Below are 24,227 nucleotides of genomic sequence, written 5' to 3'. Positions count from 1 at the left end.
GCCACTCGGGGTTTGCCGGTTCCGGATATGCAGGCCGGGATTTTCATCGCACAGGCCAGACTTGTCCCCAGATCAACCCCGCCCGATGCATCGCGCGGGGTTCCGCTCCCCCTTCAAGGCAACCTGGCGCGCGGCCATAGATACGAAAAAGCGGCACGAATCGCCCGGTTACCTCCTAGAAAGGTATGTCACGGCAACAAGTGATTGCAACAACGCACCCCGCGTACTCCCCGTCGGGTGGCGACATCGTTGATGTTGTCATCCCCGCACGCATGCGGATAGCCGGGAAAAATCAGCGGCCGTCGGGCGTGCGAACACCGGCCCAGCTGTCGCGCACCTGATGATAATGCACGCTCGGATCATAGGTCGTGGTCGGCAGCTTGAGCACGATCGGTGACAAACGCCCGACCTTGTCGAGCACGGAGTAGGACGCAACAACGCGGTCGTGCTGGGCGGTGACCAGCGCGACGCGCGCGTTGACCAGCGCCTGCTGCGCGTTCAGCACGTCGAGCGTGGTGCGCTGTCCGGCCTTGGCTTCCTCGCGAACGCCGTTGAGCGCGATCTCGGACGCCGTCACCTGCGATTGGGCGGACTGCACCTGCGCCTTGCCGGCGACCAGTTGGCCCCAGGCGGTGACGACGTTGGCGCGGGCCTGATCCCGCTGCTGTTCGAGAACGAGGCGCTGCTGCGCCAGTGTTTCCTTGGATTGGCGGATCAGCGCATATTCGGCGCCACCATTGTAGACCGGCACGTTCAACTGTGCGACCGCCGACGCGCCGAACTGGCGGTAGAAGCTCAAGGTCTGTTCGTAGGATTGCTGCACTGATGCCACCAGGTTCACGGTCGGCAACAATGCACCTTCGTTGACCTTGACCTGGAGATAGTTGACGTCGATGCCGAACATGGCAGCGGTAACGTTCGGGTTCTGCGTCAGGCCGAGTTCGACCGCGCCGGCCAGCGTGGGCGGCAAATACCGATCGACTGGAGAGCCCGGGGCCAGCGCTACAGGCTCGTCGCCGATGATGCGGCGGTAATTCGATCGCGTGGCGTTCAGGTTCGACTCGGCGGTGAGCTGCTGGGTCCTGCCGGCGGCAAGTTGGGCTTCCGATTGCGCGACGTCGGTGCGGGTTACTTCGCCGACGTTGAAGCGGTCCTTGGTCTGCTTCAGCGTCTGCTCGAGCACACGAACGTTGCTCTTCTGAACCTCGACGATCGCGGAGTCACGGAGATAGTCCATATAGATGGTGGCGGCCGACAACAGTACCGCCTGCTCGATCACACGCAGGCCTTCGCGGGATGAGGAAACCTGGCTTTCGGCAGCGCGGGTCCGGTTGGCGGTCTGCTGGCCGTTGAACAGGTTCTGCGTGACGGTAGCGCCGATGCTGCGCGGGGCATTGGTGCCGTGAGACTGCTGGGAAACCACGAGGGGCAGGCCCTCCGCGGTGGTACCGCCAGAATTGAGAAGCGTGTCGGTATATTGGTAACCGGCACTGGCGGTGACGGCGACCCTCGGGCGATAGCCCGATAATGCCTGCGGCACGCCTTCGTCGATGGAGCGCACCTGGGCGCGCTGTGCGTTGAGCTGCGGGTTGTTCTGATAGGCGCGCACCAGCGCGGCCTCGATCGTTTCGGCCAGGGCGGGCATCGGGCCCGTCAAAGCTAACAGAAGGACCGAAGCCGCAGCTCCAGTGAAAACCTTCACCCCACGCATCCCTGGTAATCCATTCATCTAGTTCGCCGGCCCCAATACAAGAACCGGACGCCGCTTCAGTCGAAGTGAGTCCCGGCTCACCTTATTCCGCACCTAAGCCGGACGGAACCACCCAGCAAGCAAATGCGAACGAAACTCTTCACGTGGGGCAAACGGGCCACACTTCTGATTCAGAACGGGATTTTAACGCCCGGAATGGGCGTGTTTCGGCTGTGACGCGTTATCTTCAGGCGAACCGGGGACCGCCCCGGATCACGTCCCGGGGCAGGCTTTCGCAAAATGCGCCTAAAAAACGAACGCGGGGAGCCGTTCCATGCCGGGCAGCACGGGCGCGGCGGCGTCGAACAGCGCCCGGTTCCCGAAATCGTCATGGGAACGGGTCACGATGGTAGCCCGCTGTGGCAGCGACATTGCGAAAACCCCGACCAGACGGCCGCCGTCGCGGAGTTGCCCATAGAGCTTTTCCGGCACGATCTCGGTCGCGCCATTCAGGACGATGACGTCGAAGGGGGCTTTCGCGGGATTCCCGTCCGCGCCTGTCGCGCTATGGATCTGTCCGGCGAATTTGCCGATCACGGCGGCGGCATATCCACCATCGCGGCCGACCACCAGGACACTGTCGGTGTCCTTGATTTCGGCGGCCTGCAGCATCTTCGCCAGCACCGCGGGCTTGATCAGGAACTGCTTTTGCGAACCGCCCTCGCCGACCTCCAGATCGAGGTCCAGATAGGCCAAGGCGCGCTTGTTTTCGGGGACAAAGGTCTCGCGCGGCACCGCCAACATGGCGTCGATGATGCGGAAATCGGTGACGTCGCTCGGACGCACCTGACCATCGACCATTTTCTGGCGCGCGGTCGAAAAACCGGACATTGGCAGGACCCTGAGAGCAAGCGGCGGTGGCGCCGGGAGAGCTGAAACCGGGTCATCTTTGGTACAAGCTCCGGCAAAACGCAACACGCCGGGCGCGCACGCCAATCCAGCGCAGGATTCGGCAGAAAAGCGCGCCTACTCGATCGTGACGGCAAGCCGGCCGATCAGCTGCGCCACCTCGTCCAGATGCTCGGAATCCTGCTCCTGAAGCGCCCGCGCGAGCCGGAACAGGCATTCGTCGTCGCTCAGGCTGGGAACATCGCTCGGCACGATTGACGGCACGGCTTTCAGGTCGGCGGCAATGGTTGGCATCGAATCGGCTCCTGTTAAACCCGGCAGCTTCAAAGCTCAGGGCGGATTGAGTCGAATTGGCGGCCTGCGCCGTACCCCGCGCGGATGCCGGCTTTGCGCGGGCGGGTTGCGGGCGATGTCCCTCACCGGACCGGAAACGGCGGCACATCGTTGAGCCGCCGTGGATTTTAGGTCCGATCTGCCATCGCGCCGGAGAAGGTCATTTGGTCCTTTGCAAGCCCGGAAGGCTTTGTTATACGCTGCCCGCTCGCGAACGTTCGTTTCGCCTATTCCTCGGTAGCTCAGCGGTAGAGCATTCGACTGTTAATCGAATGGTCGCTGGTTCGAATCCAGCCCGGGGAGCCAGTTAGCGGTTTTGGCCGCACAGTTCCGAACAACGTCGGACGCGCGGAACGCCCACTTACCCTTGTAAATCAGGCACTTCTCAATACTCTTTCGTTCGAGCCTGTCCGCGCGCGTGCGAGGGCAGCCGGATTTTTTGTGGGCCTTTGTGTGGGCCTTCTGGAACGGAAGGGGACCGCCATGCTGACCGACACCGCTTGCCGGAACGCCAGGCCCTATAAGATGAGCGACGGCGGCGGGCTGCGCCTTGTGGTGACGCCGCCCGCCAAGCTCTGGAACATGGCCTACCGGTTCGCGGGCAAGTCCAAGAAGCTTTCCTTTGGGGCCTACCCGGCGCTGACGCTCGCCGAGGCCCGCACCAAGCGCGACGCGGCCAAGGTGCAGCTTGCAGGCGGAATCGATCCCGGGGTCACAAGGCAGGAAGCCAAGCGGGCGCATGCCGCCGCCCTCACCTTCGGCGAATGGGCCGATGCATGGCTGGAGAAAGAGCGCCAGCTCTGGGACCAAAAGACCATAGACGGCAAGGCGCGCAACGTCGGCTATCTCAAGGCCGAGTTCGGCACCCGGCTGATCCCCGCCGTCAAGCGGCCCGACGTTCTGCTCTACCTCAAGAAGATCGAGCGGGCCGGGACACTGGAAAAGCGCGACCGCATCCGTTCGACCGGCGAGCAAATCTGCGTCTACGCCGATGTCGAAGGCACCGACTACAACCCGTTCCGCAACTTGAGCAAGTAGTTGATAGCGAACGTGTCGGAGCCACGCCCCGGCCTCACCGATCCCAAGGCCGTGGCGATCCTGTTCCAGACCATGGCCGTGCCATTCGCGCGCGCCCGGTTCAATGACGTGGTCGGGCATGCGCTGCGCTTCATCTCGCTGACCGTGGTGCGGCCCGGCGAGATCGCGAGCGCCGACTGGAGCGACTTCGATTTTAGCCAAGCGCGCTGGATCATCCCGGCCGAGAAAATGAAAATGGAAAAGGAGCATGTCGTGCCGTTATCGCGGCGGCACTCGCTATCCTCGAACAGATGAAGCGGCTGACCGGACAACGCCAGTTTGTGTTCTCGTGCAGCCGTGACGCCCCGATCTCCGACAACACGCTCTGCAAGCGGCTGCGCGATCTCGGCTATGACACCAGCGAGCAGCACTGCGCCCATGGTTTCCGAACGTCGCTCTCGACGCTGTGCAACGCCGAAGTCGACCGCGACGAAAACAAGATGTGGGACGGCGACCTGATCGAACTGCAGCTCGCCCATCTCGATGAGAGCAGCGTCCGGGCGATCTATAACCGCGCCGGTCCGTTAGCGTTGATCGGGGCACGCGCCAAGCTGTTGCAGCACTGGGCCGACCGCATCGACACATGGGTCGGGAACAACGTGGTGCCGATCAATGCACCCGCCCGAAAAGGTGCAGGTGTCTAAAAGAGAACACCTACATATGTGGATAAACCGACGACGGCTGCCGCACAGGAGCGGGCTGGCTGAAACCCGTCGACGCAATTGCTGAAGTGACAGAAGAGATCGCGCTCGCCGTCGTCCCGCGTAATAAACCCGAAGCCGCGATCATCGCGCCAGACTTTGATCACGCCGGTTTGCACAGTCATTGCTGCACCAAGCGCTTGCCCGAAAAGAATCGTTCATAGGCGGGGCGATCGAAGGTGGCGGCATCCCACGGCCATTCGAAGCTGGAAACGTGGCCGCCGCCGGCCCAAACCGCCGGGCGCGCCGAAACTGCGGGCAAGGCGCTGGCGTTCGCGCACTACGCGGCAAGCCTGATGCTGGCAAAGGGCGATCCATTCCACGCGGTGAAAATCTTCGAAGCGCGACAGCCGCTCTCGCGGTTTATCGATGTCGTTCGCCGATCAGTCGTTTCCGCTGGCACGACAACCGACACGACTTGGGCCGCGCCGCTCGCACAGCTCCAGCCGATTTCCAGCGCCTTCGTTGAATTTCTGCGTCCGCAGACGATCTTGGGACGGATGTCCGGCTTTAGGAAAGTGCCGTTCAATATCCGCGCACCGCGCGCGACCGCAACGACCACGACCAGCCGAAACATCACGGGCGGTGCCTTGTCGTATAATAACATCACCATCTCGGCGAACACTTCTGGCGGCGTGTTCCAGTTTAACGGCGTGGCTACAACGTATGGAAATCTGACTGTCGCTGCACCAAACTACATTCAGTTCGGACAAAGCCAGACGACCGTGCTGGCGTCGCTCACCGCGAACGGTAGTTCTGGCTCACAACCCATCACGCTTAAATCTGCAGTCGACGGTGCCACGGCGACGTTGTCCATCGCGTCCGGCGCACCGACGATCACTTGGGCGGGAATCCGCGATATTACTGGCGCGGGCGGCGCGACATTCGCAGCGACGAACTCGTTCGACCTTGGGCACAATAGCGGCATCACCATCACCCCGCCAAGCGTTGGCGGTGGCGGCGCCTTCATCGGAAGCTAAGAACCCGCAGCGCCGGGACGCCCGCGCGGACAATGTGAAGCCCGCCTAAGTACGGCAGGGAAGCCCGCAGGGGCGCTATGGCTGCGGGGGCGGGCATATAGCGGGCAACTCAAGCGAACGCATGCAGCCGCAGCGCGCGGGCGGCGCGAGCCCGTAAAAGTGTTCTATTCGCGTTGCGATGCTGCACGCGCGCGGGGCTTCTCGACAGGCGGCGGTTCAAACCTGCTGGACGATCGAAACTTTAAGCGAGCCGTCTTCGTTGTAGGCCTTGGACTGAGGCGGCCTTACTTCTTGCCGGTAACTCTTCGAATAACGAGCGTTGAAAGCTGAATAACAAGGTCTTTCAGCGAGCGATTCTCCTTCTCAAGAGATTCCATCGCCACTTTCATTCGATCTTTGTCGTCGAAAATTTGAGATCGGCTCGCCGGCATTTCTTCGGGAAGGACCATTTGGTCTCCTTCGCCATCTTCGATTGCTGCTATTCTGACCGTGCGTAATGCTTTGCAGCTGCGCGGAAATGACTCTTGGGAATCGGGAACGTGCTCGCAATAAACTCTTATACACCCGTTTCGATTGTGGCGTTGATCTAAATCAACCGTAGAACTACCGGATGCGAGTTGGTTTTCAAAACCGGCCACTACCAAATTCAACTTAGGCCACTAAGGGCTAAAACAGGCCAGTACCCCACGATCTATAGGAACACATCGTGACCGTGGACCATTCAATCAGTATACCTAAAATCTAATCCAGCCAGTCGTCTCTCGATTATCGCACGATTCGGTAGCCTTGACCCGCTTCCGGCGCGGCGCTGGCGACTTCGGCCCGTGCCGGTGCAGTGCCTTCAAACTGGCAATGCGGGCCATCACGAGACTCTGACCATGCGCGCCACCGTGAGGCGCTTGCGAAAGAGGCTGCGAGGTACTCCAACCTAGTTCGGAACGATCAGCCGAGTTGCGGTAACTTGGCAAAGACCGTTGGTCGCTCGTTACTGCGTCGCTAGCGGTTGGAATGGCGGTCCCAGCTTCAGCCCCCCGGCCCCGTGCTGGGGCCGCTTCTTCTCAGCGGCTTGGGAATTGAAAGAGGCCGCCAACTGAGGCGGCCTCTAGGCTGCTTGATGTGGCGATCAACTAGTACCAGCGGCTATGCCGGAATTGCGATGGCCGTCGCGGCGGCCGCCGCCGCTGTGGCCGGTGGACAGCATATCCTTGATGTCCTGGCCTAACTGCGTGAGGAAGCTGCCGATGCCGCCGCCCTGTACGAGGGAAAGCTCCTTGTCGGTCAGCGCCTCGGTCTGCCCGTTCAATTCGATGGTGTGTTCCACAGCGTATCCCTCCGGTTTGTTGCCCGGAGCATCAATGCCCCGAGCCGATGAGGGGTAGTTCAATCCGACGGGCCCGGTCCGTGATCCGGATCACTCAAAATGGACCGGTGAGAGGGAAAGCGGCCAGTACCCATCCACCGTCGAAAACCTAGGCCACTGCCAAAATCAAATTTGGCGAGCCGCCAACTGAGGCGGCCGTTAGCCGAACGATCTGGCAATCTGATAAGCAAAGACCTTCGCCGCCTTGGTGAAGTGGGCGTTGTTAAAATGCTCATCCACAAAATTGAGAGCCAGGAGAGCAACTATCGTGGCTGCTAACACTCGCATGCGAGGATCGTCGCGCCATGGAATTAACGGTGAGTTAAGGGGCACCAACTGAGGGGGCCCTTAGTCCGGCGGCCGTAGCTCGCTCTTGATCCAGCCGGTAGCCTTTCCAGTTTTCAGGGGATCGGGTTCGAACGTCGCTATCTTGCGGTCCCCTTGCCATAGCTCGATGGCGTGACCGTCTACCAGCGCTTCAGCCCGTTCCTTAGCTGCGTCATCGTCGGCACAGGCTAGATCGATGCGCCGCTCGATTTGGCCATCGTCGCCCGTGACGTAGGCTTGATATTCACCCATCTGGCAGCTCTGCTGAGAGGTCCACCGACGACGGAACTTTATAACGCCCTTGGTTCCCGGCAAGGAACCTTTGGTGACCCATCAGGGGTACCCAATTTCCCGCTCAACCGAGGACGACAAGCGCACGGCCGATCAAGCGCTGCGCGGTATCGGAAGGGGTGGCGAGTGCGCGGCGAAGGCCCTGCCCGCCCGGGACGAAAAATATTTTCATCGGCGGCGTGGCCGTTTCGGGCGAGTCGCTGTGGGCCTATTTGTGGGCCTTTCGCCGGACAGCCTTTCGAAATATGAGGATATTTCAGTAGCTTAAGGCGGTACCCTCAATCCAGCCCGGGGAGCCAGTTACCGCCACCCTCACCCCTATCTCACCGCAATCGCCCAGATGAACAGCGCGCACGCCAGCGTGGATGAAATCGTGCGGACGTGGTTCCACAGCGTCCAATCGGTCAGATAGCGCGCCCATAGCGGTGCGGCCTCGGGACTGGCGGGATCGACGGCAGCCAGCGCGTTGTTCAAGGGCACGTTGAAGACGATCGTGCACACGAACATGCCGATCACATAAAGTATGCCGCCGGCCAGCATCGCCGCGGCGCCAGGCTCGCCCCAGCGAACCAAGCCTGCGATCGCGAGCAAGACGCTCGCCAGCGTCGTCCCGAGGAAGACCGGCATGAACAGCGACTGCACGATCACGGCGTTGATCGCGTTCATGGCCATGATGCCCGGCGCCTGGCCGATGCGGCCGAGCGCGGTCATGATGAACGTCGAGAAGGCGAAGTAGAGTCCCGCCAGCAAACCGCAACCGATCGCAGAAAACCACAGCAGTCCTGTGATGAGCGATTGAAGCATGGTCAGGCCCTCCAGATGCCGGTCGCCGCGGTCCTGCGGGCATACTCGGAAAAATCGCGGGCGGGACGGCCGAGCGCCTGCTCGACGCCATCGGCAATGCTGCTGTTGCGCCCGTCGAGCACGACGGTGAAGAGTTCGTCCATGAGGGCGATGGTCTGTTCGGGCACAAACGGCCGCATGCCGGCGGCAAACGCCTCCGGCGCAACCTGCCGGTAGGCGATCGGCCGGCCGGCGGCGGCCGATATCTCAGCCACGGCCTGCGCAAAGGAGAGCGCGCGCGGACCCGTCACTTCGTAGAGCTTGCCGGCGTGACGCTCGTCGTTGAGTGCCGCCACCACCACGTCGGCGATATCGTCGGCGTCGATGAAGGGTTCAAGCACCGCGCCCGCCGGCAGCGCGACCTCGCCTGCCTTGACGCCGTCGAGCAGATAGCCTTCCGAGAAATTCTGGTTGAACCAGCTGGCGCGAACAACGGTCCATGGCACGCCGGAGGCCTGCAACGCCGCTTCGGCGCGTTGCGCGCCGGGCTCGCCGCGGCCCGACAGCAGCACGACGCGCCGTAGCCCCTGCTCGCGCGCCAGCCGGCTGAGCTCGGTGATCGCCTCGGTCGCTCCCTCGACCGCCAGATCCGGCTGATAGGTAACATAGGCGCTGGATACCCCCTCCAGCACGGCCGGCCAGCTCTGCGGATTATTCCAGTCGAACGGCGTGGCCGTGGAGCGTGAAACCGGACGGGTGGCGACGCCTTGCGCCTGCAGCAGCGCGTTGACGCGCGCGCCGGTCTTGCCCGTAGCGCCAATGATCAGGATCGGGAGTGGCGACATCGGAATTCTCCTTCCGTTAAACACGAGGATATATCGCATTTGTAAAATGCGATAAACTCTCGTATTGAGTTCGTCAAGGCGTTTTTGGAGGGGCGGATGGCGGCGAAGAAAAAAACCGGAGCGGGCCTGGCTGGGGCCGGCGCGCCAGGCGGGCTGGCGCGGCTGGTTCCGACGCAGCAGCGCAGCCGCGAGCGGTTCGAGCGCATCCTTGAAAGTGCGGCGGAAGTCATGGCCGAGAAAGGCAGCGAAGCGTTCCGGATGAGCGACATTGTCGAGCGGACCGGCGTCGCCTTCGGCTCGCTCTATCAATATTTTCCGGACAAGACGGCGATCATCGGCACACTGGCGGAGCGCTACAATGCGATCGGCCGCGATTGCGTCCGCCGCGACCTGGCGGCGGTGAAGGGTACCCGGGACCTCCATCCGGCGCTCTGTCGTATGGTCGACAGCTATTACCGGATGTTCAACGACGAACCCGTGATGCGCGACATCTGGCAGGCCACCCAGGCCGACCGGGCGCTGCAAAAACTCGACGAGGAAGACGGCGCCTATCTCGCCGGCCTGCTCGAGGAGGCGCTGCGGCGTATTGCGCCGAACGCGCCCTCGCCTGCGCTGGCGTCGTTTTCGCAACTGATCATGACGCTGATCGCAGCCGCCGTGCGCCACGCGATCGCGCTGGAGCCAAAGCAAGCCGCGCGTATGCTGACGCTGTTCAAGCAGATGCTGCCGAAGAATCTGGCGGCGCTGGAGATGTGATTCTTACTGCTCGAACACCGCCGCGCATGCCGGGCTCAGGCTGCCCTTTTGCCGGCGCAGGCAGGTGGTGATGGCGCGGGCGTTGGGGATTTCGGCGGCGCAAAGCCGGTAGACGTCGGGCGTGCAGGCGCGGCGCTGTTCGGGTGTGCCCTGCTGGGCGTGAGCCGACCCAGCTGCGAAGAGCGCGAGGAACAGACCGACCCTCGAAGCACGGCGGATCCGGCTGCGTACCGCTCCAACTCGCGCCAAGTGCGTCTTCATGGCCGCATCTCCCTGGTCGGGGCCCGGCTTGACAGCACGGGCGTCATCAGACCGAATACGCGGATTAATTTTCGTGGAATGTGATTTTTCGCACACTGAATGCGAGACGCGCGCGTCTACCGTGCCTCCGGGGAAGTCAATAATTTAGTAACTACGTTTGCCGCGGTTGGCCGATCGATAAAATTGAATCGATCCGCTCAATCCGGAAACAAATCAGTTTTGAGATCGTGCGCTCTGGAACCCCGGAGAGTGCGATGAGCGAAGTTGAGTTCGATGTATTGCTGGACGCCGTGAAAACGGCCATTGCGCCGATACCGGAGGATGATTTCTTGGCCCAGACCCTGCCCTTTTATCAATCGCCGCGCCCTGCCAACGACAACAGCGCCCCCTGGCCGCTGGTTCCGTTTCCTGAAGGCTGGTACGCGTCCTGCTAAGCGATCGAACAGGGCAACGGCCTGAAGTTCGACCGGCTTCTGATATAATCGACCTAAGTTATTGATTATATGGATGGAGGCCACGACCAGAATTGAACTGGTGTACACGGTTTTGCAGACCGTTGCGTAACCACTCCGCCACGTGGCCCCATCGGGGCGCACTCATATACGCCCTGCAGGGGATAGGCAACCAAGCCGCGTCAACCTTGTGCGTGCTGGTTACCAAATCGACACGGTCTGATTGTTTCTGCCGTGCGCGCCGCCTCACCGTCCGATCAGTCGAGCTCGAACGCGTTCTTGTAATCAAGCTTCAGCGATTCCGGCTGGTCCTCCTTGTTCAGGAAGCAATTGCCGACCACCAGCACCTCGATGTCGCTGCCCATGAAGCAGCGGAACGCGTCTTCCGGCGTGCACACGATCGGCTCGCCGCGAACGTTGAAGCTGGTGTTGACCAGCACCGGACACCCCGTCTCGGCCTTGAAGGCGGTCAGCAGCGCGTGAAATCGCGCATTGGTGTCAGCGTGAACGGTCTGTATCCGCGCCGAATAGTCCACATGGGTCACGGCCGGGATATCGGACCGCGGAATATTGAGCCGCTCGATACCGAACAGCTTTTCGTCCCCGGCATTGGCGGACCGACGATGTTTCGGCTGCACGTCGGCAACGATCTGCATGTACGGACTGTCGCCGTCGAGTTCGAACCATTCCGCGACGTCCTCGCGCAGCACGGCCGGCGCGAAGGGACGAAAACTTTCGCGGAACTTGACCCGCAGATTGAGCGAACTCTGCATGCGCGGCGACCGGGGATCGCCGAGGATCGAGCGCGCCCCCAGCGCGCGCGGGCCGAATTCCATCCGCCCCTGGAACCAGCCGACCGCCTTCTCCGCTACCAGCGCCCTGACGGTGCCATCGATGAGCGCCTGATCGGAGAGCGTTGAGAATACCGCCCCCGCCTGCGCCAGGCGCTGCTCGATCTCTGCCTGCGCGAAGGACGGCCCGAGATAGCTACCCGCCATGGCATCGCCGGCGGGCGCCGCGCGCGGCTTGCCGGCAAACTGATAGTACGCCGCCAGCGCCGCGCCGACCGCGCCGCCGGCGTCACCCGCCGCGGGCTGCACCCATATGTTCTTGAAGGTGCGCTCGCGCAGGATTTTTCCGTTGGCGACGCAGTTCAGCGCCACACCGCCGGCCAGACACAGATTCTCCGATTGCCCCTCGCGCGCCAGACTGCGGGTCAGCCGCAGTACGATCTCTTCCGTCACCTGCTGCACGGATGCGGCCAGATCCATGTGGCGCTGGTCGAGGCGCTCGGACGGATCGCGCGGCTTGCCGCCGAACAGCTTGTCGAACCGCCCGTTGGTCATGGTCAGCCCGGTGCAATAATCGAAATATTGCAAATCGAGCCGGAAGCTGCCGTCATCCTTGAGGTCGACGACATGGTCGAGGATCATTTTCGCATATTTCGGCTCGCCGTAGGGCGCCAGGCCCATCACCTTGTACTCGCCGGAATTGACCCGAAAGCCGGTGTAGTAGGTGAAGGCCGAATAAAGCAGCCCGACGGAATGCGGGAAGTTGATCTCGCGCGTCAGGTCGAGGGCATTGTCCTTGCCGTAGCCGGCCGACGTCGTCGTCCACTCGCCGACGCCATCGAGCGTCAGGATCGCGGACTCGGCAAACGGCGAGGCAAAGAACGCCGACGCCGCGTGGCTCTGATGATGATCGGCGAACAGCAGTTTTGCTTCCCAGTCGACGCTGTCGTCGATCTCGAGGAGCTGGTCGCGGAGCAGGCGTTTTTGGAACAGCTTCTCTTTCAGCCAGACCGGGATTGCCTTCCGGAACGACTGAAAGCCACGCGGCGCGAATGCGAGGTAAGTCTCGAGCAGGCGTTCGAATTTGAGGAACGGCTTTTCGTAGAACACGACATGGTCGAGTTCGCTGGCGTTGATGTTGGCCGCCGACAGGCAATAGCGGATCGCGGCAGCCGGAAAGTTCGGATCGTGCTTCCTGCGCGAGAACCGCTCTTCCTGAGCGGCGGCGACGATCTTGCCGTCCACCAGCAAAGCTGCGGCGCTGTCGTGGTAAAATGCCGAGAGCCCGAGGATGCGCACGTCGCCACTCAAAACACGGTGCGGACGAACGGCGCCAGCGTTAAGCCCTGGGTCACGGCCGGCAGTCCCCTAATGCAGGCATCGCGCGAACCAAAAAGCGGTCCCGGATCAAGGCAAATGGCTCGCGCCAGCACGACATTGGACGACCCTAGAACTGCTGCCGCATGGATTCAGATGGTGGTCTCGGATCGGAGCGTGGTAACCAATAGGTCGGCGACGAACGATCCCTTGCGAGTTTGAGGAAATCCTTGCCGAACAGGCGCATGGCCAGCCCAATGGGCAGGATCGTGCCAAAGAAAAGCAAGGCCATGATGACGGGGTTGACCACGCGGTACATCAGCAACCCGAGCTTCAGCCAGGCCCGGTTTGCCGGATTCAGCGTTTGCGGGCGCCACAGGGTCAAGCCTGCGAACACCGCGGCGCCGCTCAGCCAGAACGGCGCATAAGACGACCCCTTGTAGAGACCGTAACCGCCGATCAGTGCAAGGACCACGGCCATCGTGAACCCGAAATTGCGGTCGCTTGGCCCGACGACAACCTCGTCATGTTGTGACTCAAGCGATTGCATCGGACATTCTGGTGCTCTCGTCGGCTTTGGTGGCAGGCAACATGGCGGCTTTACGGATCGTTCCTCTACCCTTCGCTAGCACTATTTGGCACGGGCTTTAACCCCCTTGCGACGCCAATCGCGCTTCTTCGGCTTCGGCGCCAGTTCCGGCATGCTGGTCTGCACCTCGCGGTAGCGCGCCAGCAGCCGTTCGAAACAGCCGTTGAGCGTCTCGGCGATGTCGGGCCGCTTTTCCAGCCCTGCCAGCAACATCGCCGCGGCCTCGATCGTGGCCAGTCCGTCGGCACGCGGCTCCTTGCGGAGCTTTCCATAGCGCGACGGGCGCTTGGGCCCGAGAATCACCCGCTGGCATTTCAGCATCCACGCGTTGCGCCACCACAGCGCCTTGGCCTGGCTCCAGGTGCCGTCGAGCAGCACGATGCCCTCGATATCGCTGAGGATGGCGCGCTGATGCGGCTCGATCTCGCCCTTGCGGTTGATCGCAACGATTTCGCTTTCGGTGTCGAGATCGCTGACCTTGGCGGAACCGAGATACAGCACCGCCCAGCGCGAGGGATCGTCAACCGGCCGTCCCAGTGCCTTGGAGAGGCTTGGCCAGGACAATCCGATCTTGAGCACCGCATCGCCAAAATGCAGCGCGGTCAGACGCGCGGTGCCGAGGTTGCGGTCCTGTTCCTGCGGATGCTGCAGGATCAGGAGCGAAACCTTGTTCTCGATCGGCGTGATGCTCTCGCAGATGCACAGCGGCAGCGCTTTGCCGCAGTCCGGGCATTCCGGCACCATGTCTTCGTCGGCATCGGCCTTGGATTGGGGATTCTTTGACATCCGCCCGCTATACGCTTCGCCGCCCACCCCATCAACAATTCAGGGCCGATCCGGCAATTATTCCGCCGGCGCCTGGATTACGGCCGGTTCGGACCAGCGCCGCCGCAACCGGTCGATCAGCAGATAGATCACGGGTGTCGTGTACAGGGTGAGGATCTGGGACACGAACAATCCGCCGATGATGGTGATTCCGAGCGGCCGGCGCAGTTCAGTGCCCGGGCCGGTCGCGATCACCAGGGGAATGCCGGCGAACAACGCCGCCAGCGTCGTCATCAGGATCGGCCGGAACCGGGCGGTGCAGGCCTCGAAGATCGCGTCAGCCGACGACAGGCCGCGGTGGCGTTCGGCGTCAAGCGCGAAATCCACCATCATGATCCCGTTCTTCTTGACGATGCCGATCAGAAGAATGATGCCGACAAAGGCGATCACGGTCAGCGGCGTGTTGGTCAGCTGCAACGCGAGCAGCGCGCCGAGGCCCGCCGACGGCAGTGTCGAGATGATGGTCAGGGGATGCGCCAGACTCTCGTAGAGCACGCCGAGCACGATATACATCGCCACCAGCGCGCCGAGGATCAGCAGCGGCTGCCGGCCGCTGGTCTTGTTGAAGTCGCCGGCATTGCCGTCGAAGCTGCCGCGGATGCCCTCCGGCATGTGCAATTCGTCGACCGCCCGCTGGATGTTGGTGGTCGCGACCTCGAGCGGCACGCCAGGCAGCAGGTTGAACGACACCGTCGTCGAGGGGAACGACTGCGAGTGATAAACCGCCAGCGGCGACAGGCCGCGTTGGTAGCGCACCACGGCCGATAACGGCACCTGTGCGTCGTTGGCGCCGGCGACGAAGATGCGTTCCAGGTTCGACGGGTCGGCCTGGAATTTCGGATCGATCTCCAGCACCACCATGTACTGGTTGCGCTGGGTATAGATGATCGAAATTTGCCGCTGCGCGAACGCGTTATTCAAGGCGTTGTCGATGTCCTGGACGCGAACGCCGAGGCTCGAGGCCGTCTTGCGGTCAATCACCAATTGCAATTGCAGCCCGCCGGGATCGCGGTCGCTGGAGACGTCGGTAATGCCCTCGACGGTTTCCATGCGCTTGCCGACGAGCGGGGCCCATTTCTGCAGCAGATCGAGGTCAGTGCTCGACAACGTATATTGATAATCGGAATCGCTCTGCCGTCCGCCGGTCCTTATATCCTGAGCCGCAAACATGAACAGGCGGATGCCCGCGACGCGATAGAGCGCCCGGCGCAGGCGATCGATCACCTGGGCAGTCGACTGCCCCGCCCGTTCCTCCGGCGGCTTCAGGCTGATGAACATGCTGCCGCGGTTGGAGCCGCCGCCCCCGGGACCGCCGCCGCTGCCGAGCGAGGAGCCGATTCCCGCAACCGCAGGGTCAGCCATGACGATGTCGGCGAGTTGTTGCTGCAGGCCGAGCATGGCCTGAAATGAAGTGTCGGGGGACGCGCGCGTGGCGCCGATCACGAAGCCGCTGTCGTCGGTTGGGAAATATCCCTTGGGCGTCTTGATATAGAGGACCACCGTCAGCGCGATGGTCGCGAAGAACACGACCAAGGTGAGATACGGAAACTCCAGCACGCGCCGCAGCGTCCAGGTGTAGAACGACACGGTGCGCGACAGCGTGCCCTCGACCAGCCGGTCGAACCAGGTGGCACGATCGGATGTCGCCTGCTTGATGAAATGCGCGCAGATCATCGGGGTGACCGTGAGCGACACCACGGTCGACACCACGATGGCGAAGGTCAGCGTCAGCGAGAACTCGCGCAGCAATCGCCCGACGATGCCATCCATGAAGATCAGCGGCGTAAAGGCCGCGATCAGCGACAGGCTGATCGACAGCACCGTAAAACCGATCTGCCTGGCGCCTTCCATCGCCGCGGCAAGCGGCGCCATGCCTTGCTCGAGATTGCGGTACATGTTCTCGATCATCACGATGGCGTCGTCGACCACGAATCCGACCGAAATCGCCAGCGCCATCAGCGACAGATTGTCGATCGAGAAACCGGCCAGCCACATCCCGGCACAGGTGCCGGCCAGCGCCAGCGGCACCGAGACGCCGGCGGCAATCGTCGGCGTCAACCGCCGCAGGAAGGCGAACACCACCACCATGACCAGGAACGCGGTCGCCAGCAGGGTATATTGCATGTCGAGCACGCTGGCGCGGATGGTGCCGGTGCGGTCGACCAGCGTCGAAATCTCGACGCCGCCGGGCAGCCACTGCTTCAAATCCGGCAGCAGCGCCCTCACCCGGTCGACGGTATCGATGACGTTGGCGTCGCCCTGCTTGGTGATCTGGATCAGCACCGCCGGCTGCTTGTTGAACCAGGCGATCGAGCGGCTGTTGCGCACGGAGTCTTCGACGTCAGCCACATCGGAGAGGCGGACAAAATTGCCGCCGGAACTCTTGACGATGATGTCGCGGAATTCAGCCGCCGTGCGCATCTGCTTGTTGGTCGAGATTGTCTCGCTCTGGCGGCCGCCATTGAAAATCCCGACCGGGCCGAGCGGATTGGAGTTGACGATCGCAAGCCTGACGTCGTCGGTGGCGATACCGGCGTTCGAGAGCGCGACCGGGTTGAGCGCGATCCGTACCGCGGGCTGGTCCGCGCCACTGACGGTCACTTCGCCCACCCCCGGGACCTGCGAGATGCGCTGCGCGATCACGGTATCGGCGACGTCGTACATCGCGCTCGTCGTCAGCGTCTTCGACGTCAGCGCCAGCACGAATACCGGAGCCGCCGACGGATTGGCCTTGCGGAAGCGTGGCAGTGACGGCAGGTCGGTCGGCAAATCCGCCAGCGAGGCGTTGATCGCCGCCTGCACGTCGCGCGCGGCGCGATCGATGTTGCGGCCGATCGCGAACTGCAGCTGAATGCTGGTGGTGCCGAGTGAACTGGTCGAGGTGATCTGATCGACGCCGGAAATCTGTCCGAGCCGCCGCTCCAGCGGGGCAGCAACCGTCGATGCCATGATCGAGGGGTCGGCGCCCGGGCGTGTGGCGGAAACCCGGATCATCGGAAAATCGACGTTGGGGACCGCCGAGACCGGGAGGAACACGTAGGCGACGACCCCGACCAGAAAGAGCCCGATCGCCAGCAGCGTGGTGCCCACGGGCCTGCGGATGAAGGGTTCCGAGATCGAGATCGATGCCATTACTGCATCCCCTCGGTGGCGCCGGCGACCGGCGGCCCGGCAGGCCCCGGCTCCGGCACCGCCTTCTCGATTTTGCGGTTGAGCCGGTCGAGCGCCAGATAGATCACCGGCGTGGTGTAGAGCGTCAGCAACTGGCTCAGCAGCAAGCCGCCGATGATCGAGACGCCGAGCGGGAACCGCAATTCCGCGCCGGTGCCACTTTCCAGCGCCAGCGGCAGCGCGCCGAACAGGGCGGCCAAGGTCGTCATCATGATCGGGCGGAAGCGTAGCAAGCAGGCCTGCACGATCGCTTCGTTCGCGGACATGCCCTTATGCCGCTCCGCCTCGAGGGCGAAGTCGATCATCATGATCGCGTTCTTTTTGACGATACCCATCAACAGAATGATGCCGATCAGGCCGATGACCGACAGGTCCTGCCCGCACAGCATCAGCGCCAGGATGGCACCGATGCCGGCCGACGGCAGCGTCGACAAAATGGTGATCGGGTGGATGTAGCTCTCATAGAGCACGCCGAGCACGATGTAGATGGTGACCAGCGCGGCAAGTATCAGCCATGGCTGCCCGGCGAGCGATTTCGCGAATTCGGCCGCGTCACCGGCATAGACGCCGACGATGCTGCCGGGCATGCCGATCCGGGTTTCGATCGACTTGACCGCCTCGACGGCGTCGCCGAGCGCTGCGCCCGGCGCCAAGTTGAAACTGAGCGAGATGGCGGGGAACTGAGCGTGATGCGAAATCGCCAGCGGCGCGGTGGTGCGCGTCAGCGTAGCGATCGCCGAGATCGGCACCTGCCCGGCCGGACTTCCCGGCGTCGCCGCGACGCCCGGCACGTACAGCTTCGAAAGGATCGAAGGGTCGCGCTGGTACATCGGCATGGCTTCCAGCACCACGCGATACTGGTTGGCCTGCCCGTAAATGGTCGAGATCTGCCGCTGCGCAAAGGCGTCGTTCAACGTGTCGGTGACAACCTGCAGGCTGACGCCGAGTTGGCCGGCGCGCTGCCGGTCGATGTCGAGCGCGGCACGCAAGCCGCCCTCCTGAGCTTCCGACGAGACGTCCCGGAACAACGGATCCCGCCGCATTTCCGCGACGAGCCTGTTGGCCCACTTCGTCACCTCGGCGGAATCGGTGCCGGTCAGCGTGTACTGGTATTGCGAACGGCTCGACTGCGTCGAGATCTGCACATCCTGCACCGGCTGGAAATAGATGGTCATGCCGGGGATCGATGCCGTGCGCTGCTTCAGCCGCACGATCACAGCCGAAACATCGTCGCGCCGCTCGCCGCGCGGCTTCAGCGTCATCACCAGGCGGCCGACATTGGTGGTCGGGTTGACCGACCCCGCGCCGATCACCGAGACCACGCCGACCACATCCGGATCGGCCTGGATCGCGGCCGCCGCCGCCATCTGACGGCTTTGCATCTCCGCAAACGACACGTCGGGCCCGGCCTCGGTCACCGCCGTGATCGATCCGGTATCCTGCAGCGGCAAAAAGCCTTTTGGCGCGACCACGTACATGACCAGGGTCGCGACGATGGTGAGGAACGTCACCACCAGCGTGGCGCGCTGGCGCTGCAGCACCCACAGCAGCGAGCGGTGATACAGTTCGACCGTGCGATCGATGAAGCGGCTGACGGCGGCGAGCCCCGGCACCGTCATCTCTTCGCCAACATGCTTCAGCAGCCGCGAGCACATCATCGGCGTCAGCGTCAGCGAGACGACCGCCGACGTCACAACGGCAATCGTCAGCGTCAGCGCGAACTCGCGGAACATGCGGCCGACCAGGCCGGACATGAACAAGAGCGGAATGAACACCGCGATCAGCGACACCGTCAGCGAAATCACGGTGAATCCGATTTCCTTGGCGCCCTTCAGCGAGGCCTCCATCACGGACTCGCCGTCCTCCATGTGGCGGACGATGTTCTCGATCATCACGATGGCGTCGTCGACCACGAAGCCGGTGCCGATTGTCAGCGCCATCAGTGAAAGATTGTCGAGGCTGAAGCCCGCGAAATACATGATCCCGAAGCTCGTGATCAGCGACAGCGGCAGCGCCACGCCCGCAATCAGCGTGGCGCGCAGCGAGCGCAGGAACAACAGCACCACCAGCGTCACCAGCACCACGCTCAGGATCAGCGTGAACTGCACGTCGTGGACGGAAGCGCGGATGGTGACGGTGCGGTCGCTGACGATGGTCAGTTTGACGCCCGCGGGGATCGCGCGCTGCACCTTTGGAATTTCCTCGCGTATCTGGCGCACGACGTCGATCACATTGGCGCCGGGCTGCCGCTGGATGTCGATGATCACGGCCGGCGTGCCCTGGTACCAGCCGCCGGTGCGGTTGTTCTCCAGCCCGTCAATGATGATGGCGACGTCGCCGATCGTGACCGGTGCGCCGTTGCGATAGGCGATGATGATCGGCTTGTAGGCTTCCGCCGCCGCGATCTGGTCGTTGGCGGCGATGGTGTAGGATTGCTGCGCGCCGTCGAGCGATCCCTTCGGACCGGAAACATTGGCCCCTGCGATGGCGGCGCGCAGATCCTCCATCGAAATGCCGTAGGCGGCGAGCCGAGCCAGATCAGCCTGCACCCGCACCGCAGGCTTTAATCCGCCCAGCACGGCGACGCGGCCGACGCCGGAAATCTGGCTAAGCCGCTGCCCCAGGATCGTGTCGGCGATATCGCTCATCGCGCGCAGCGAGATCGTTTCCGACGTCAGCGCCAGCGTGATGACCGGTGCATCGGCCGGGTTGACCTTGGCGTAGGTCGGCGGATACGGCAGGTTTCTGGGCAGGATGCCGGCAGCCGCGTTGATCGCGGCCTGGACGTCCTGGGTGGCGCCGTCGATGTCGCGGTTGAGATCGAATTGAAGCGATATCTGGCTGACGCCGAACGAACTCGTCGATTGCATCGACGACAGCGACGGGATCTGGCCGAGCTGACGCTCCAGCGGCGCCGTGATCAGCGACGCCACCACTTCGGGGCTGGCGCCGGGCAGTTGGGTCGTGACCTGCACGGTTGGGAAATCGACCTGCGGCAGTGCCGACACCGGCAGCGCCCAGTAGCCCAGCGCGCCGCCGATCAACAGCGCGATCCCGAGCAACGAGGTCGCGATTGGCCGGCGGATGAACGGTTCGGAGACGCTCATGGTTGCGTCCTCATGGCTGCGATTTCGCAGGCCCGCCCGACTGTTGGCCCGCCGGTGCCGGCCCGGTCTGTCCTTTTTGATCGCCCTCGCCGCGCTCGCGCTTGCCGCGGTGTTCGCCTTCCTTGGCCTGTCCTTCTTGCCCTTCTTTGGTCTGGCCGGCCTTGCCGTCGGGGCTGCGGCTGCGCTTGCGCGGCGCGAGGTCGGCGGTCGGCGCGCGATCATCGGTGCCGATCAGAACCCTGGCGCCGTCGGACAGATTGGCAAAACCCGTGGTCACCACGCGGTCGGAGGTCGAAAGCCCGCTCGCGATCACGGCATCGTGCTCATTCTGCTGCGTTACCACGACCGGCTTGGCGGTCGCGATATTGCCCGCGCCGATCACGTAGCTGAACGTCCCGGCAGGACCGCGCTGGACCGCCGACGTCGGCACCACGATCGCCTTGTCGAGCGTTTCGACCTTCAGCCGCACATTGACGAATTGTCCGGGCCAGAGCTGGAACCTGGCGTTGGGAAATTCCGCCTTGAGTTTCAACGTTCCGGTGGTCGGGTCGACCTGGTTGTCGATGCCTTTCAGCGTACCGGTGTCGACCACCGTGACGCCGTCATTGCCGAACACATCGACGGCGAGTGCGCCCTTGGCGGCGGCGGCATTGACCCGCACGATCTGCTGCTGCGGCAGGCTGAACTGCACCGCGATCGGCTGCAGCTGGGTGATGATGACGAGACCGGTCACATCCGAAGCCTTGATGATGTTGCCCTGGTCGACCTGGCGCAGGCCGGCGCGTCCCGACAACGGCGCGATGATCTTGGTATAGCCGAGCGTCGCCGCCGCATTGTCGATCGCGGCCTGGTCGGCTTTGACCAGCGCTTCCTGCTGGGCGACCAAAGCGCGCTGCGTATCGGCCTGCTGCTTCGATCCGGCGTTGGACGCGGCGAGCTGCTGGTAGCGCGCCAGATCGAGTTTCTGGTTGGCGAGCTGCGCTTCGTCCTGCGCCTTCTTGGCGACCGCCTGATCGTACTGCGCCTGGTATATCACCGGATCGATTTCGCCAAGCACGTCGCCCTTCTTGACGTCCTGGCCTTCGGTGAAATTCACCGCGATCAACTTGCCGTCGACCTGGGCGCGAACGAGAACATTATTCAGCGCACGCACCGCGCCGACGCCGTCGAGATAAACCGGCACATCCTGGGTGCGCGGCGTCGCCGCCAGCACCGGCACCGGAAGGTCGAGCCGCGCGCCAGCGCGACCACCGCCGCCGCCGCCATCCGGCTTCGGCTGAAATGCGTACCAGCCGATGTAACCGAGGCCGCCGAGGATCACGAGCGTCACGGCCAACGAGACCATGCGCTTGAGCACGCGTGACCAGAAACCCGGCTTGCGCACCTCGGGGGTTTTGGTGTCTTCCTCCGACTCCGGCTTAAAGAGCATCGACCGGCCTTTCCATCCTAGGCTCCCAGCCGCCCCCCAGCGCCTGATACAGGCTGACGATCGCGAGCAGCCGGGCCAGTTGGGCCTGCGACAGCGAATCCTCCGCCTGGAATAACGTCAATTGCGTGTTTAGCACACTTACGATGTCGACAGTTCCGGCGCGCAATTGCTGTTCGAGCAGTCGAAACGCCCGCCGCGAGGCCGCCACCACCTCGCGCTGCAGCCGCAGCCTCTCCGTCGTCTGTCGGATCGACATCAACGCATTGTCGACGTCGGCAAACGATTGGACGACGCTCTTGCGATAGGCCTGCAGCAACTCATCCTGCCTGGCTTTGGTGTATTCGAAATTGCCGAGGATCCTTCCGCCATCGAAGATCGGCTGGGTTGCGCTGCCGACCATGCTGAAGAAGGCGGCATGCGGCTGGAACAGCGCCGATAACGCCGAGCTCTGATAGCCACCCTGCCCGGTCAATTGAATGCTCGGGAAGAATTGCGCGCGCGCGCTGCCGACGTTGGCCGTCGCGGAAGCCAATTGAGCTTCCTGACGCCTGATGTCCGGTCGCTGTGTCAGCAGTTCCGAGGGCAAGCCGGGCGTGACTCGGGGAATGGCGATCTGATTGAGCGTGCCTCCAACGACGCGCACCGCTTCCGGCGGCCGCGACACCAGCGTGGCCAGCGCGTTGATGTTCTGGTCGAGCGTTTGCCGAAGCGGCGGCACCAGCGCGCGCTGGTTGGCGACCACGGTTTCTTGCTGGGCGACGTCGAGATCGGTCCCGGTGCCGGCCTGCAGGCGCTGCTTGATGGCGTCCAGGATGCTTACGGCGCTGGCGATATTGCGCTGCGCGGTACGAATCCGGTCCTGCGCGGCGAGCACCTGGAAATAGGCGTTGGCGACCGTCGTCAGCGTTGTCAGCGCGACAACGTCGCGGTCAAAACGGGTGGCCACGGCAGTTTCTTCCGCCGCCTGCGCGGCGTCGCGGTTCTTGCCCCAGAAATCCAGCTCGTAGCTGGCGCTGAGCGAGGACGAATAATTGACGATCTCGCGCCCGCCATTGGTCAGGCCGCTGGCGCTCGCGCCGGATGTGCGGGAATAAGTCTCCGAACCGGAGCCGTTCAGGGTCGGCAACAGCGCCGCGCCGGTGATCCGCGCCTGCGCGTCGGCCTGCACGAAGCGGGCGGTGGCGGCGGCGATATCCAGATTGACGGCCTGGGCCTCTTCCATCAGCGCCGTCAGTTCCCGCGCGCGGAAACCGCGCCACCAGTCAAGCGTCGGCGGCGCGTCCTGCGGCTTGGTCAGGCGGGCGGCCTTGTAGCCTTCGGGGATGTCGAGCGCGGGATCGGGCAGATCCTTGGTCAGGATGCAGCCGGAGGAAGCGGCGACCAGCCCCAGCACCGCGACCGACCGCGCAAAGCGGCTTGCAAGGCGACTTGCACCTGGAAACCGCGCGCGCCAGTCTTCAGCCACAGCCCCCGGTATTCGCTGGGTCACACCCATTCTCCACCGGGCAACTTCCGGCGTGGCCCGCGATGAACGCTTGTTTGGGTGGTCTGCGACACGTTCACCGCGGTGATGCTTCCGTTGGAACCGAGCCGCCATACTAGCCTTGCGATCAGAGCGCGGACAGTCCCGGGACCATTACAACCATGCCTCGCGCCAGCGAGCCAATCGGCGATCAAAAATGCAAGTTAGCCTTATTTCATCGGCCTTGGAACGCGGTCAATCTGACGACGGACAGTCGAACCTTACGAAGATTTCACGGGGCTTTTTCCCTTATTCCCGCGGCCCAATCCGTCGCTGCGCGGGCAAGACACCTGTGGCCGATTCGAAGTTCGGGAACCCGGATTGGCTTGCGCGGCGGGGACAAAATACGAGTTGGGACTGCCGAACGGGAATTGCCGAAGGCCGCGGCCTGGATTCTGTCGAAAACATTGTCCACTCAGCCGTCCTTGATCGCGAACTTCCGCCCGGCGGACAAAGTCACATCGTCGTCATCGAACACGGGAAGACCCGCGAGGCTGAACGAACGGTTCGGTGTCGCCGTTATCCGCGAGCGCGTTTTCGAGCAAGATTTTGCCATGCCGCTCGCGATCCGGCGAAGCAATTTCCGCGCGGCCCGCTTGAACCGGCGCCGTTCGGGAAGTGCCGAGGTGCGTCGGGTGGCGCTCGCAAAATCCGGTCCGCCGGTTGCGACCCAGCGCTGGCTTGTATGCCCCGCGGCGGTCCTTTAGGGTT

24 protein-coding genes and 2 tRNA genes are annotated in these 24,227 nt (G+C 63.3%); 8 read left to right on the top strand and 18 right to left on the bottom strand.

Annotated features, from left to right (window positions below; translation table 11 throughout):
• Positions 1 to 292: 292 nt before the first annotated feature.
• The 3 genes from ACSQ84_RS07820 to ACSQ84_RS07810 form a co-directional block, all read right to left on the bottom strand.
• Positions 293 to 1,711, bottom strand: a complete 1,419-nt coding sequence (locus ACSQ84_RS07820) for a TolC family outer membrane protein (protein WP_436211023.1) — start codon at positions 1,709 to 1,711, stop codon at positions 293 to 295.
• A 285-nt stretch (positions 1,712 to 1,996) separates the two neighbouring features.
• Positions 1,997 to 2,581, bottom strand: coding sequence for a protein-L-isoaspartate O-methyltransferase family protein (locus ACSQ84_RS07815; protein WP_436211022.1), 585 nt, complete (start codon positions 2,579 to 2,581; stop codon positions 1,997 to 1,999).
• Between the two features lie 135 nt (positions 2,582 to 2,716).
• A complete protein-coding gene (locus ACSQ84_RS07810) occupies positions 2,717 to 2,893 on the bottom strand; it encodes a hypothetical protein (protein ID WP_436211021.1) in 177 nt (58 codons plus the stop codon).
• 270 nt (positions 2,894 to 3,163) lie between these two features.
• On the opposite strand from ACSQ84_RS07810, the gene ACSQ84_RS07805 reads away from it, so the two are divergent.
• The 4 genes from ACSQ84_RS07805 (at position 3,164) to ACSQ84_RS07790 (ending at position 4,653) form a co-directional block, all read left to right on the top strand.
• Positions 3,164 to 3,238 (top strand) — tRNA-Asn (locus ACSQ84_RS07805).
• Positions 3,239 to 3,415: 177 nt separating this feature from the next.
• Positions 3,416 to 3,970, top strand: coding sequence for a tyrosine-type recombinase/integrase (locus ACSQ84_RS07800; protein ID WP_436211020.1), 555 nt, complete (start codon positions 3,416 to 3,418; stop codon positions 3,968 to 3,970).
• A 12-nt stretch (positions 3,971 to 3,982) separates the two neighbouring features.
• A complete protein-coding gene (locus ACSQ84_RS07795) occupies positions 3,983 to 4,264 on the top strand; it encodes a tyrosine-type recombinase/integrase (protein WP_436211019.1) in 282 nt (93 codons plus the stop codon).
• A complete protein-coding gene (locus ACSQ84_RS07790) occupies positions 4,261 to 4,653 on the top strand; it encodes a tyrosine-type recombinase/integrase (protein WP_436211018.1) in 393 nt (130 codons plus the stop codon). The genes ACSQ84_RS07795 and ACSQ84_RS07790 overlap by 4 nt, the downstream gene beginning before the upstream one ends.
• On the opposite strand, the gene ACSQ84_RS07785 is transcribed toward ACSQ84_RS07790, so the two are convergent.
• Positions 4,650 to 4,835, bottom strand: a complete 186-nt coding sequence (locus tag ACSQ84_RS07785; protein ID WP_436211017.1) for a cold-shock protein — start codon at positions 4,833 to 4,835, stop codon at positions 4,650 to 4,652. The two genes, ACSQ84_RS07790 and ACSQ84_RS07785, sit on opposite strands and share 4 nt — an antisense overlap.
• Before the next feature lie 54 nt (positions 4,836 to 4,889).
• Here ACSQ84_RS07785 and ACSQ84_RS07780 point away from each other — a divergent pair, with 54 nt between their 5' ends.
• Positions 4,890 to 5,690, top strand: coding sequence for a hypothetical protein (locus tag ACSQ84_RS07780; protein ID WP_436211016.1), 801 nt, complete (start codon positions 4,890 to 4,892; stop codon positions 5,688 to 5,690).
• A 284-nt stretch (positions 5,691 to 5,974) separates the two neighbouring features.
• Here the strand turns inward: ACSQ84_RS07780 and ACSQ84_RS07775 are convergent, their stop codons facing one another.
• The 5 genes from ACSQ84_RS07775 to ACSQ84_RS07755 all read right to left on the bottom strand — a co-directional run bounded on the left by ACSQ84_RS07775 (position 5,975) and on the right by ACSQ84_RS07755 (position 9,296).
• A complete protein-coding gene (locus tag ACSQ84_RS07775; protein ID WP_436211015.1) occupies positions 5,975 to 6,328 on the bottom strand; it encodes a hypothetical protein in 354 nt (117 codons plus the stop codon).
• Positions 6,329 to 6,813: 485 nt separating this feature from the next.
• Positions 6,814 to 7,011 carry a hypothetical protein gene (locus ACSQ84_RS07770; RefSeq protein ID WP_436211014.1) on the bottom strand — a complete coding sequence of 66 codons (198 nt, stop codon included), beginning with the start codon at positions 7,009 to 7,011 and terminating at the stop codon, positions 6,814 to 6,816.
• Between the two features lie 387 nt (positions 7,012 to 7,398).
• A complete protein-coding gene (locus ACSQ84_RS07765) occupies positions 7,399 to 7,629 on the bottom strand; it encodes a hypothetical protein (protein WP_436211013.1) in 231 nt (76 codons plus the stop codon).
• Between the two features lie 357 nt (positions 7,630 to 7,986).
• Positions 7,987 to 8,472 carry a DUF1772 domain-containing protein gene (locus ACSQ84_RS07760; protein WP_436211012.1) on the bottom strand — a complete coding sequence of 162 codons (486 nt, stop codon included), beginning with the start codon at positions 8,470 to 8,472 and terminating at the stop codon, positions 7,987 to 7,989.
• Positions 8,473 to 8,474: 2 nt separating this feature from the next.
• On the bottom strand, positions 8,475 to 9,296 hold the full coding sequence (locus tag ACSQ84_RS07755; protein ID WP_436211011.1) for an NmrA family NAD(P)-binding protein: 822 nt from the start codon (positions 9,294 to 9,296) through the stop codon (positions 8,475 to 8,477).
• A gap of 96 nt (positions 9,297 to 9,392) precedes the next feature.
• Here ACSQ84_RS07755 and ACSQ84_RS07750 point away from each other — a divergent pair, with 96 nt between their 5' ends.
• The gene (locus ACSQ84_RS07750) at positions 9,393 to 10,052 is read left to right on the top strand and encodes a TetR family transcriptional regulator (RefSeq protein ID WP_436211010.1); all 660 of its coding nucleotides are present in this window, start codon (positions 9,393 to 9,395) and stop codon (positions 10,050 to 10,052) included.
• A gap of 3 nt (positions 10,053 to 10,055) precedes the next feature.
• Here the strand turns inward: ACSQ84_RS07750 and ACSQ84_RS07745 are convergent, their stop codons facing one another.
• Positions 10,056 to 10,313 carry a hypothetical protein gene (locus tag ACSQ84_RS07745; RefSeq protein WP_436211009.1) on the bottom strand — a complete coding sequence of 86 codons (258 nt, stop codon included), beginning with the start codon at positions 10,311 to 10,313 and terminating at the stop codon, positions 10,056 to 10,058.
• A gap of 254 nt (positions 10,314 to 10,567) precedes the next feature.
• On the opposite strand from ACSQ84_RS07745, the gene ACSQ84_RS07740 reads away from it, so the two are divergent.
• Positions 10,568 to 10,747, top strand: a complete 180-nt coding sequence (locus ACSQ84_RS07740) for a hypothetical protein (RefSeq protein ID WP_436211008.1) — start codon at positions 10,568 to 10,570, stop codon at positions 10,745 to 10,747.
• A gap of 74 nt (positions 10,748 to 10,821) precedes the next feature.
• Here ACSQ84_RS07740 and ACSQ84_RS07735 read toward each other — a convergent pair.
• The 8 genes from ACSQ84_RS07735 to ACSQ84_RS07700 form a co-directional block, all read right to left on the bottom strand.
• Positions 10,822 to 10,895: transfer RNA gene (locus ACSQ84_RS07735), tRNA-Cys, on the bottom strand.
• Positions 10,896 to 11,022: 127 nt separating this feature from the next.
• Positions 11,023 to 12,855, bottom strand: coding sequence for a carbamoyltransferase family protein (locus tag ACSQ84_RS07730; protein WP_436211007.1), 1,833 nt, complete (start codon positions 12,853 to 12,855; stop codon positions 11,023 to 11,025).
• Between the two features lie 148 nt (positions 12,856 to 13,003).
• Positions 13,004 to 13,354: a hypothetical protein gene (locus ACSQ84_RS07725; protein ID WP_436211006.1), complete on the bottom strand. Its 351-nt coding sequence runs from the start codon at positions 13,352 to 13,354 to the stop codon at positions 13,004 to 13,006.
• A gap of 150 nt (positions 13,355 to 13,504) precedes the next feature.
• Complete coding sequence (locus tag ACSQ84_RS07720; RefSeq protein ID WP_436211005.1) at positions 13,505 to 14,248, bottom strand: tRNA-uridine aminocarboxypropyltransferase; 744 nt, start codon at positions 14,246 to 14,248, stop codon at positions 13,505 to 13,507.
• 57 nt (positions 14,249 to 14,305) lie between these two features.
• On the bottom strand, positions 14,306 to 17,419 hold the full coding sequence (locus ACSQ84_RS07715) for an efflux RND transporter permease subunit (RefSeq protein WP_436211004.1): 3,114 nt from the start codon (positions 17,417 to 17,419) through the stop codon (positions 14,306 to 14,308).
• Complete coding sequence (locus ACSQ84_RS07710) at positions 17,419 to 20,565, bottom strand: efflux RND transporter permease subunit (protein WP_436211003.1); 3,147 nt, start codon at positions 20,563 to 20,565, stop codon at positions 17,419 to 17,421. Before ACSQ84_RS07710 ends, ACSQ84_RS07715 begins: the two co-directional genes overlap by 1 nt.
• 10 nt (positions 20,566 to 20,575) lie before the next feature.
• On the bottom strand, positions 20,576 to 21,994 hold the full coding sequence (locus ACSQ84_RS07705) for an efflux RND transporter periplasmic adaptor subunit (protein ID WP_436211002.1): 1,419 nt from the start codon (positions 21,992 to 21,994) through the stop codon (positions 20,576 to 20,578).
• Entirely contained in the window at positions 21,984 to 23,489 is a 1,506-nt protein-coding gene (locus tag ACSQ84_RS07700; protein WP_436211001.1) for an efflux transporter outer membrane subunit, read from the bottom strand. Before ACSQ84_RS07700 ends, ACSQ84_RS07705 begins: the two co-directional genes overlap by 11 nt.
• A 398-nt stretch (positions 23,490 to 23,887) precedes the next feature.
• On the opposite strand from ACSQ84_RS07700, the gene ACSQ84_RS07695 reads away from it, so the two are divergent.
• Positions 23,888 to 24,223 (top strand): hypothetical protein, encoded by a 336-nt coding sequence (locus tag ACSQ84_RS07695; protein ID WP_436211000.1) that lies wholly within the window; start codon positions 23,888 to 23,890, stop codon positions 24,221 to 24,223.
• Positions 24,224 to 24,227 lie beyond the last annotated feature (4 nt).

Origin of the sequence: Bradyrhizobium sp. LjRoot220 (assembly GCF_964252915.1) — a bacterium.
Lineage (GTDB): Bacteria > Pseudomonadota > Alphaproteobacteria > Rhizobiales > Xanthobacteraceae > Bradyrhizobium.
This window is presented reverse-complemented; position numbering and strand designations above follow the sequence as displayed.

Bases quoted from the DNA above. Each gene is read 5' to 3' on its own strand.
- ACSQ84_RS07745 (WP_436211009.1), bottom strand. From the start codon at position 10,313: ATGAAGACGCACTTGGCGCGAGTTGGAGCGGTACGCAGCCGGATCCGC.
- ACSQ84_RS07705 (WP_436211002.1), bottom strand. From the start codon at position 21,994: ATGCTCTTTAAGCCGGAGTCGGAGGAAGACACCAAAACCCCCGAGGTG.
- ACSQ84_RS07820 (WP_436211023.1), bottom strand. From the start codon at position 1,711: ATGCGTGGGGTGAAGGTTTTCACTGGAGCTGCGGCTTCGGTCCTTCTG.
- ACSQ84_RS07700 (WP_436211001.1), bottom strand. From the start codon at position 23,489: ATGGGTGTGACCCAGCGAATACCGGGGGCTGTGGCTGAAGACTGGCGC.
- ACSQ84_RS07800 (WP_436211020.1), top strand. From the start codon at position 3,416: ATGCTGACCGACACCGCTTGCCGGAACGCCAGGCCCTATAAGATGAGC.
- ACSQ84_RS07750 (WP_436211010.1), top strand. From the start codon at position 9,393: ATGGCGGCGAAGAAAAAAACCGGAGCGGGCCTGGCTGGGGCCGGCGCG.
- ACSQ84_RS07710 (WP_436211003.1), bottom strand. From the start codon at position 20,565: ATGAGCGTCTCCGAACCGTTCATCCGCCGGCCAATCGCGACCTCGTTG.
- ACSQ84_RS07765 (WP_436211013.1), bottom strand. From the start codon at position 7,629: ATGGGTGAATATCAAGCCTACGTCACGGGCGACGATGGCCAAATCGAG.
- ACSQ84_RS07740 (WP_436211008.1), top strand. From the start codon at position 10,568: ATGAGCGAAGTTGAGTTCGATGTATTGCTGGACGCCGTGAAAACGGCC.
- ACSQ84_RS07785 (WP_436211017.1), bottom strand. From the start codon at position 4,835: ATGACTGTGCAAACCGGCGTGATCAAAGTCTGGCGCGATGATCGCGGC.
- ACSQ84_RS07810 (WP_436211021.1), bottom strand. From the start codon at position 2,893: ATGCCAACCATTGCCGCCGACCTGAAAGCCGTGCCGTCAATCGTGCCG.
- ACSQ84_RS07720 (WP_436211005.1), bottom strand. From the start codon at position 14,248: ATGTCAAAGAATCCCCAATCCAAGGCCGATGCCGACGAAGACATGGTG.
- ACSQ84_RS07715 (WP_436211004.1), bottom strand. From the start codon at position 17,419: ATGGCATCGATCTCGATCTCGGAACCCTTCATCCGCAGGCCCGTGGGC.
- ACSQ84_RS07755 (WP_436211011.1), bottom strand. From the start codon at position 9,296: ATGTCGCCACTCCCGATCCTGATCATTGGCGCTACGGGCAAGACCGGC.
- ACSQ84_RS07790 (WP_436211018.1), top strand. From the start codon at position 4,261: ATGAAGCGGCTGACCGGACAACGCCAGTTTGTGTTCTCGTGCAGCCGT.
- ACSQ84_RS07760 (WP_436211012.1), bottom strand. From the start codon at position 8,472: ATGCTTCAATCGCTCATCACAGGACTGCTGTGGTTTTCTGCGATCGGT.
- ACSQ84_RS07815 (WP_436211022.1), bottom strand. From the start codon at position 2,581: ATGTCCGGTTTTTCGACCGCGCGCCAGAAAATGGTCGATGGTCAGGTG.
- ACSQ84_RS07725 (WP_436211006.1), bottom strand. From the start codon at position 13,354: ATGGCCGTGGTCCTTGCACTGATCGGCGGTTACGGTCTCTACAAGGGG.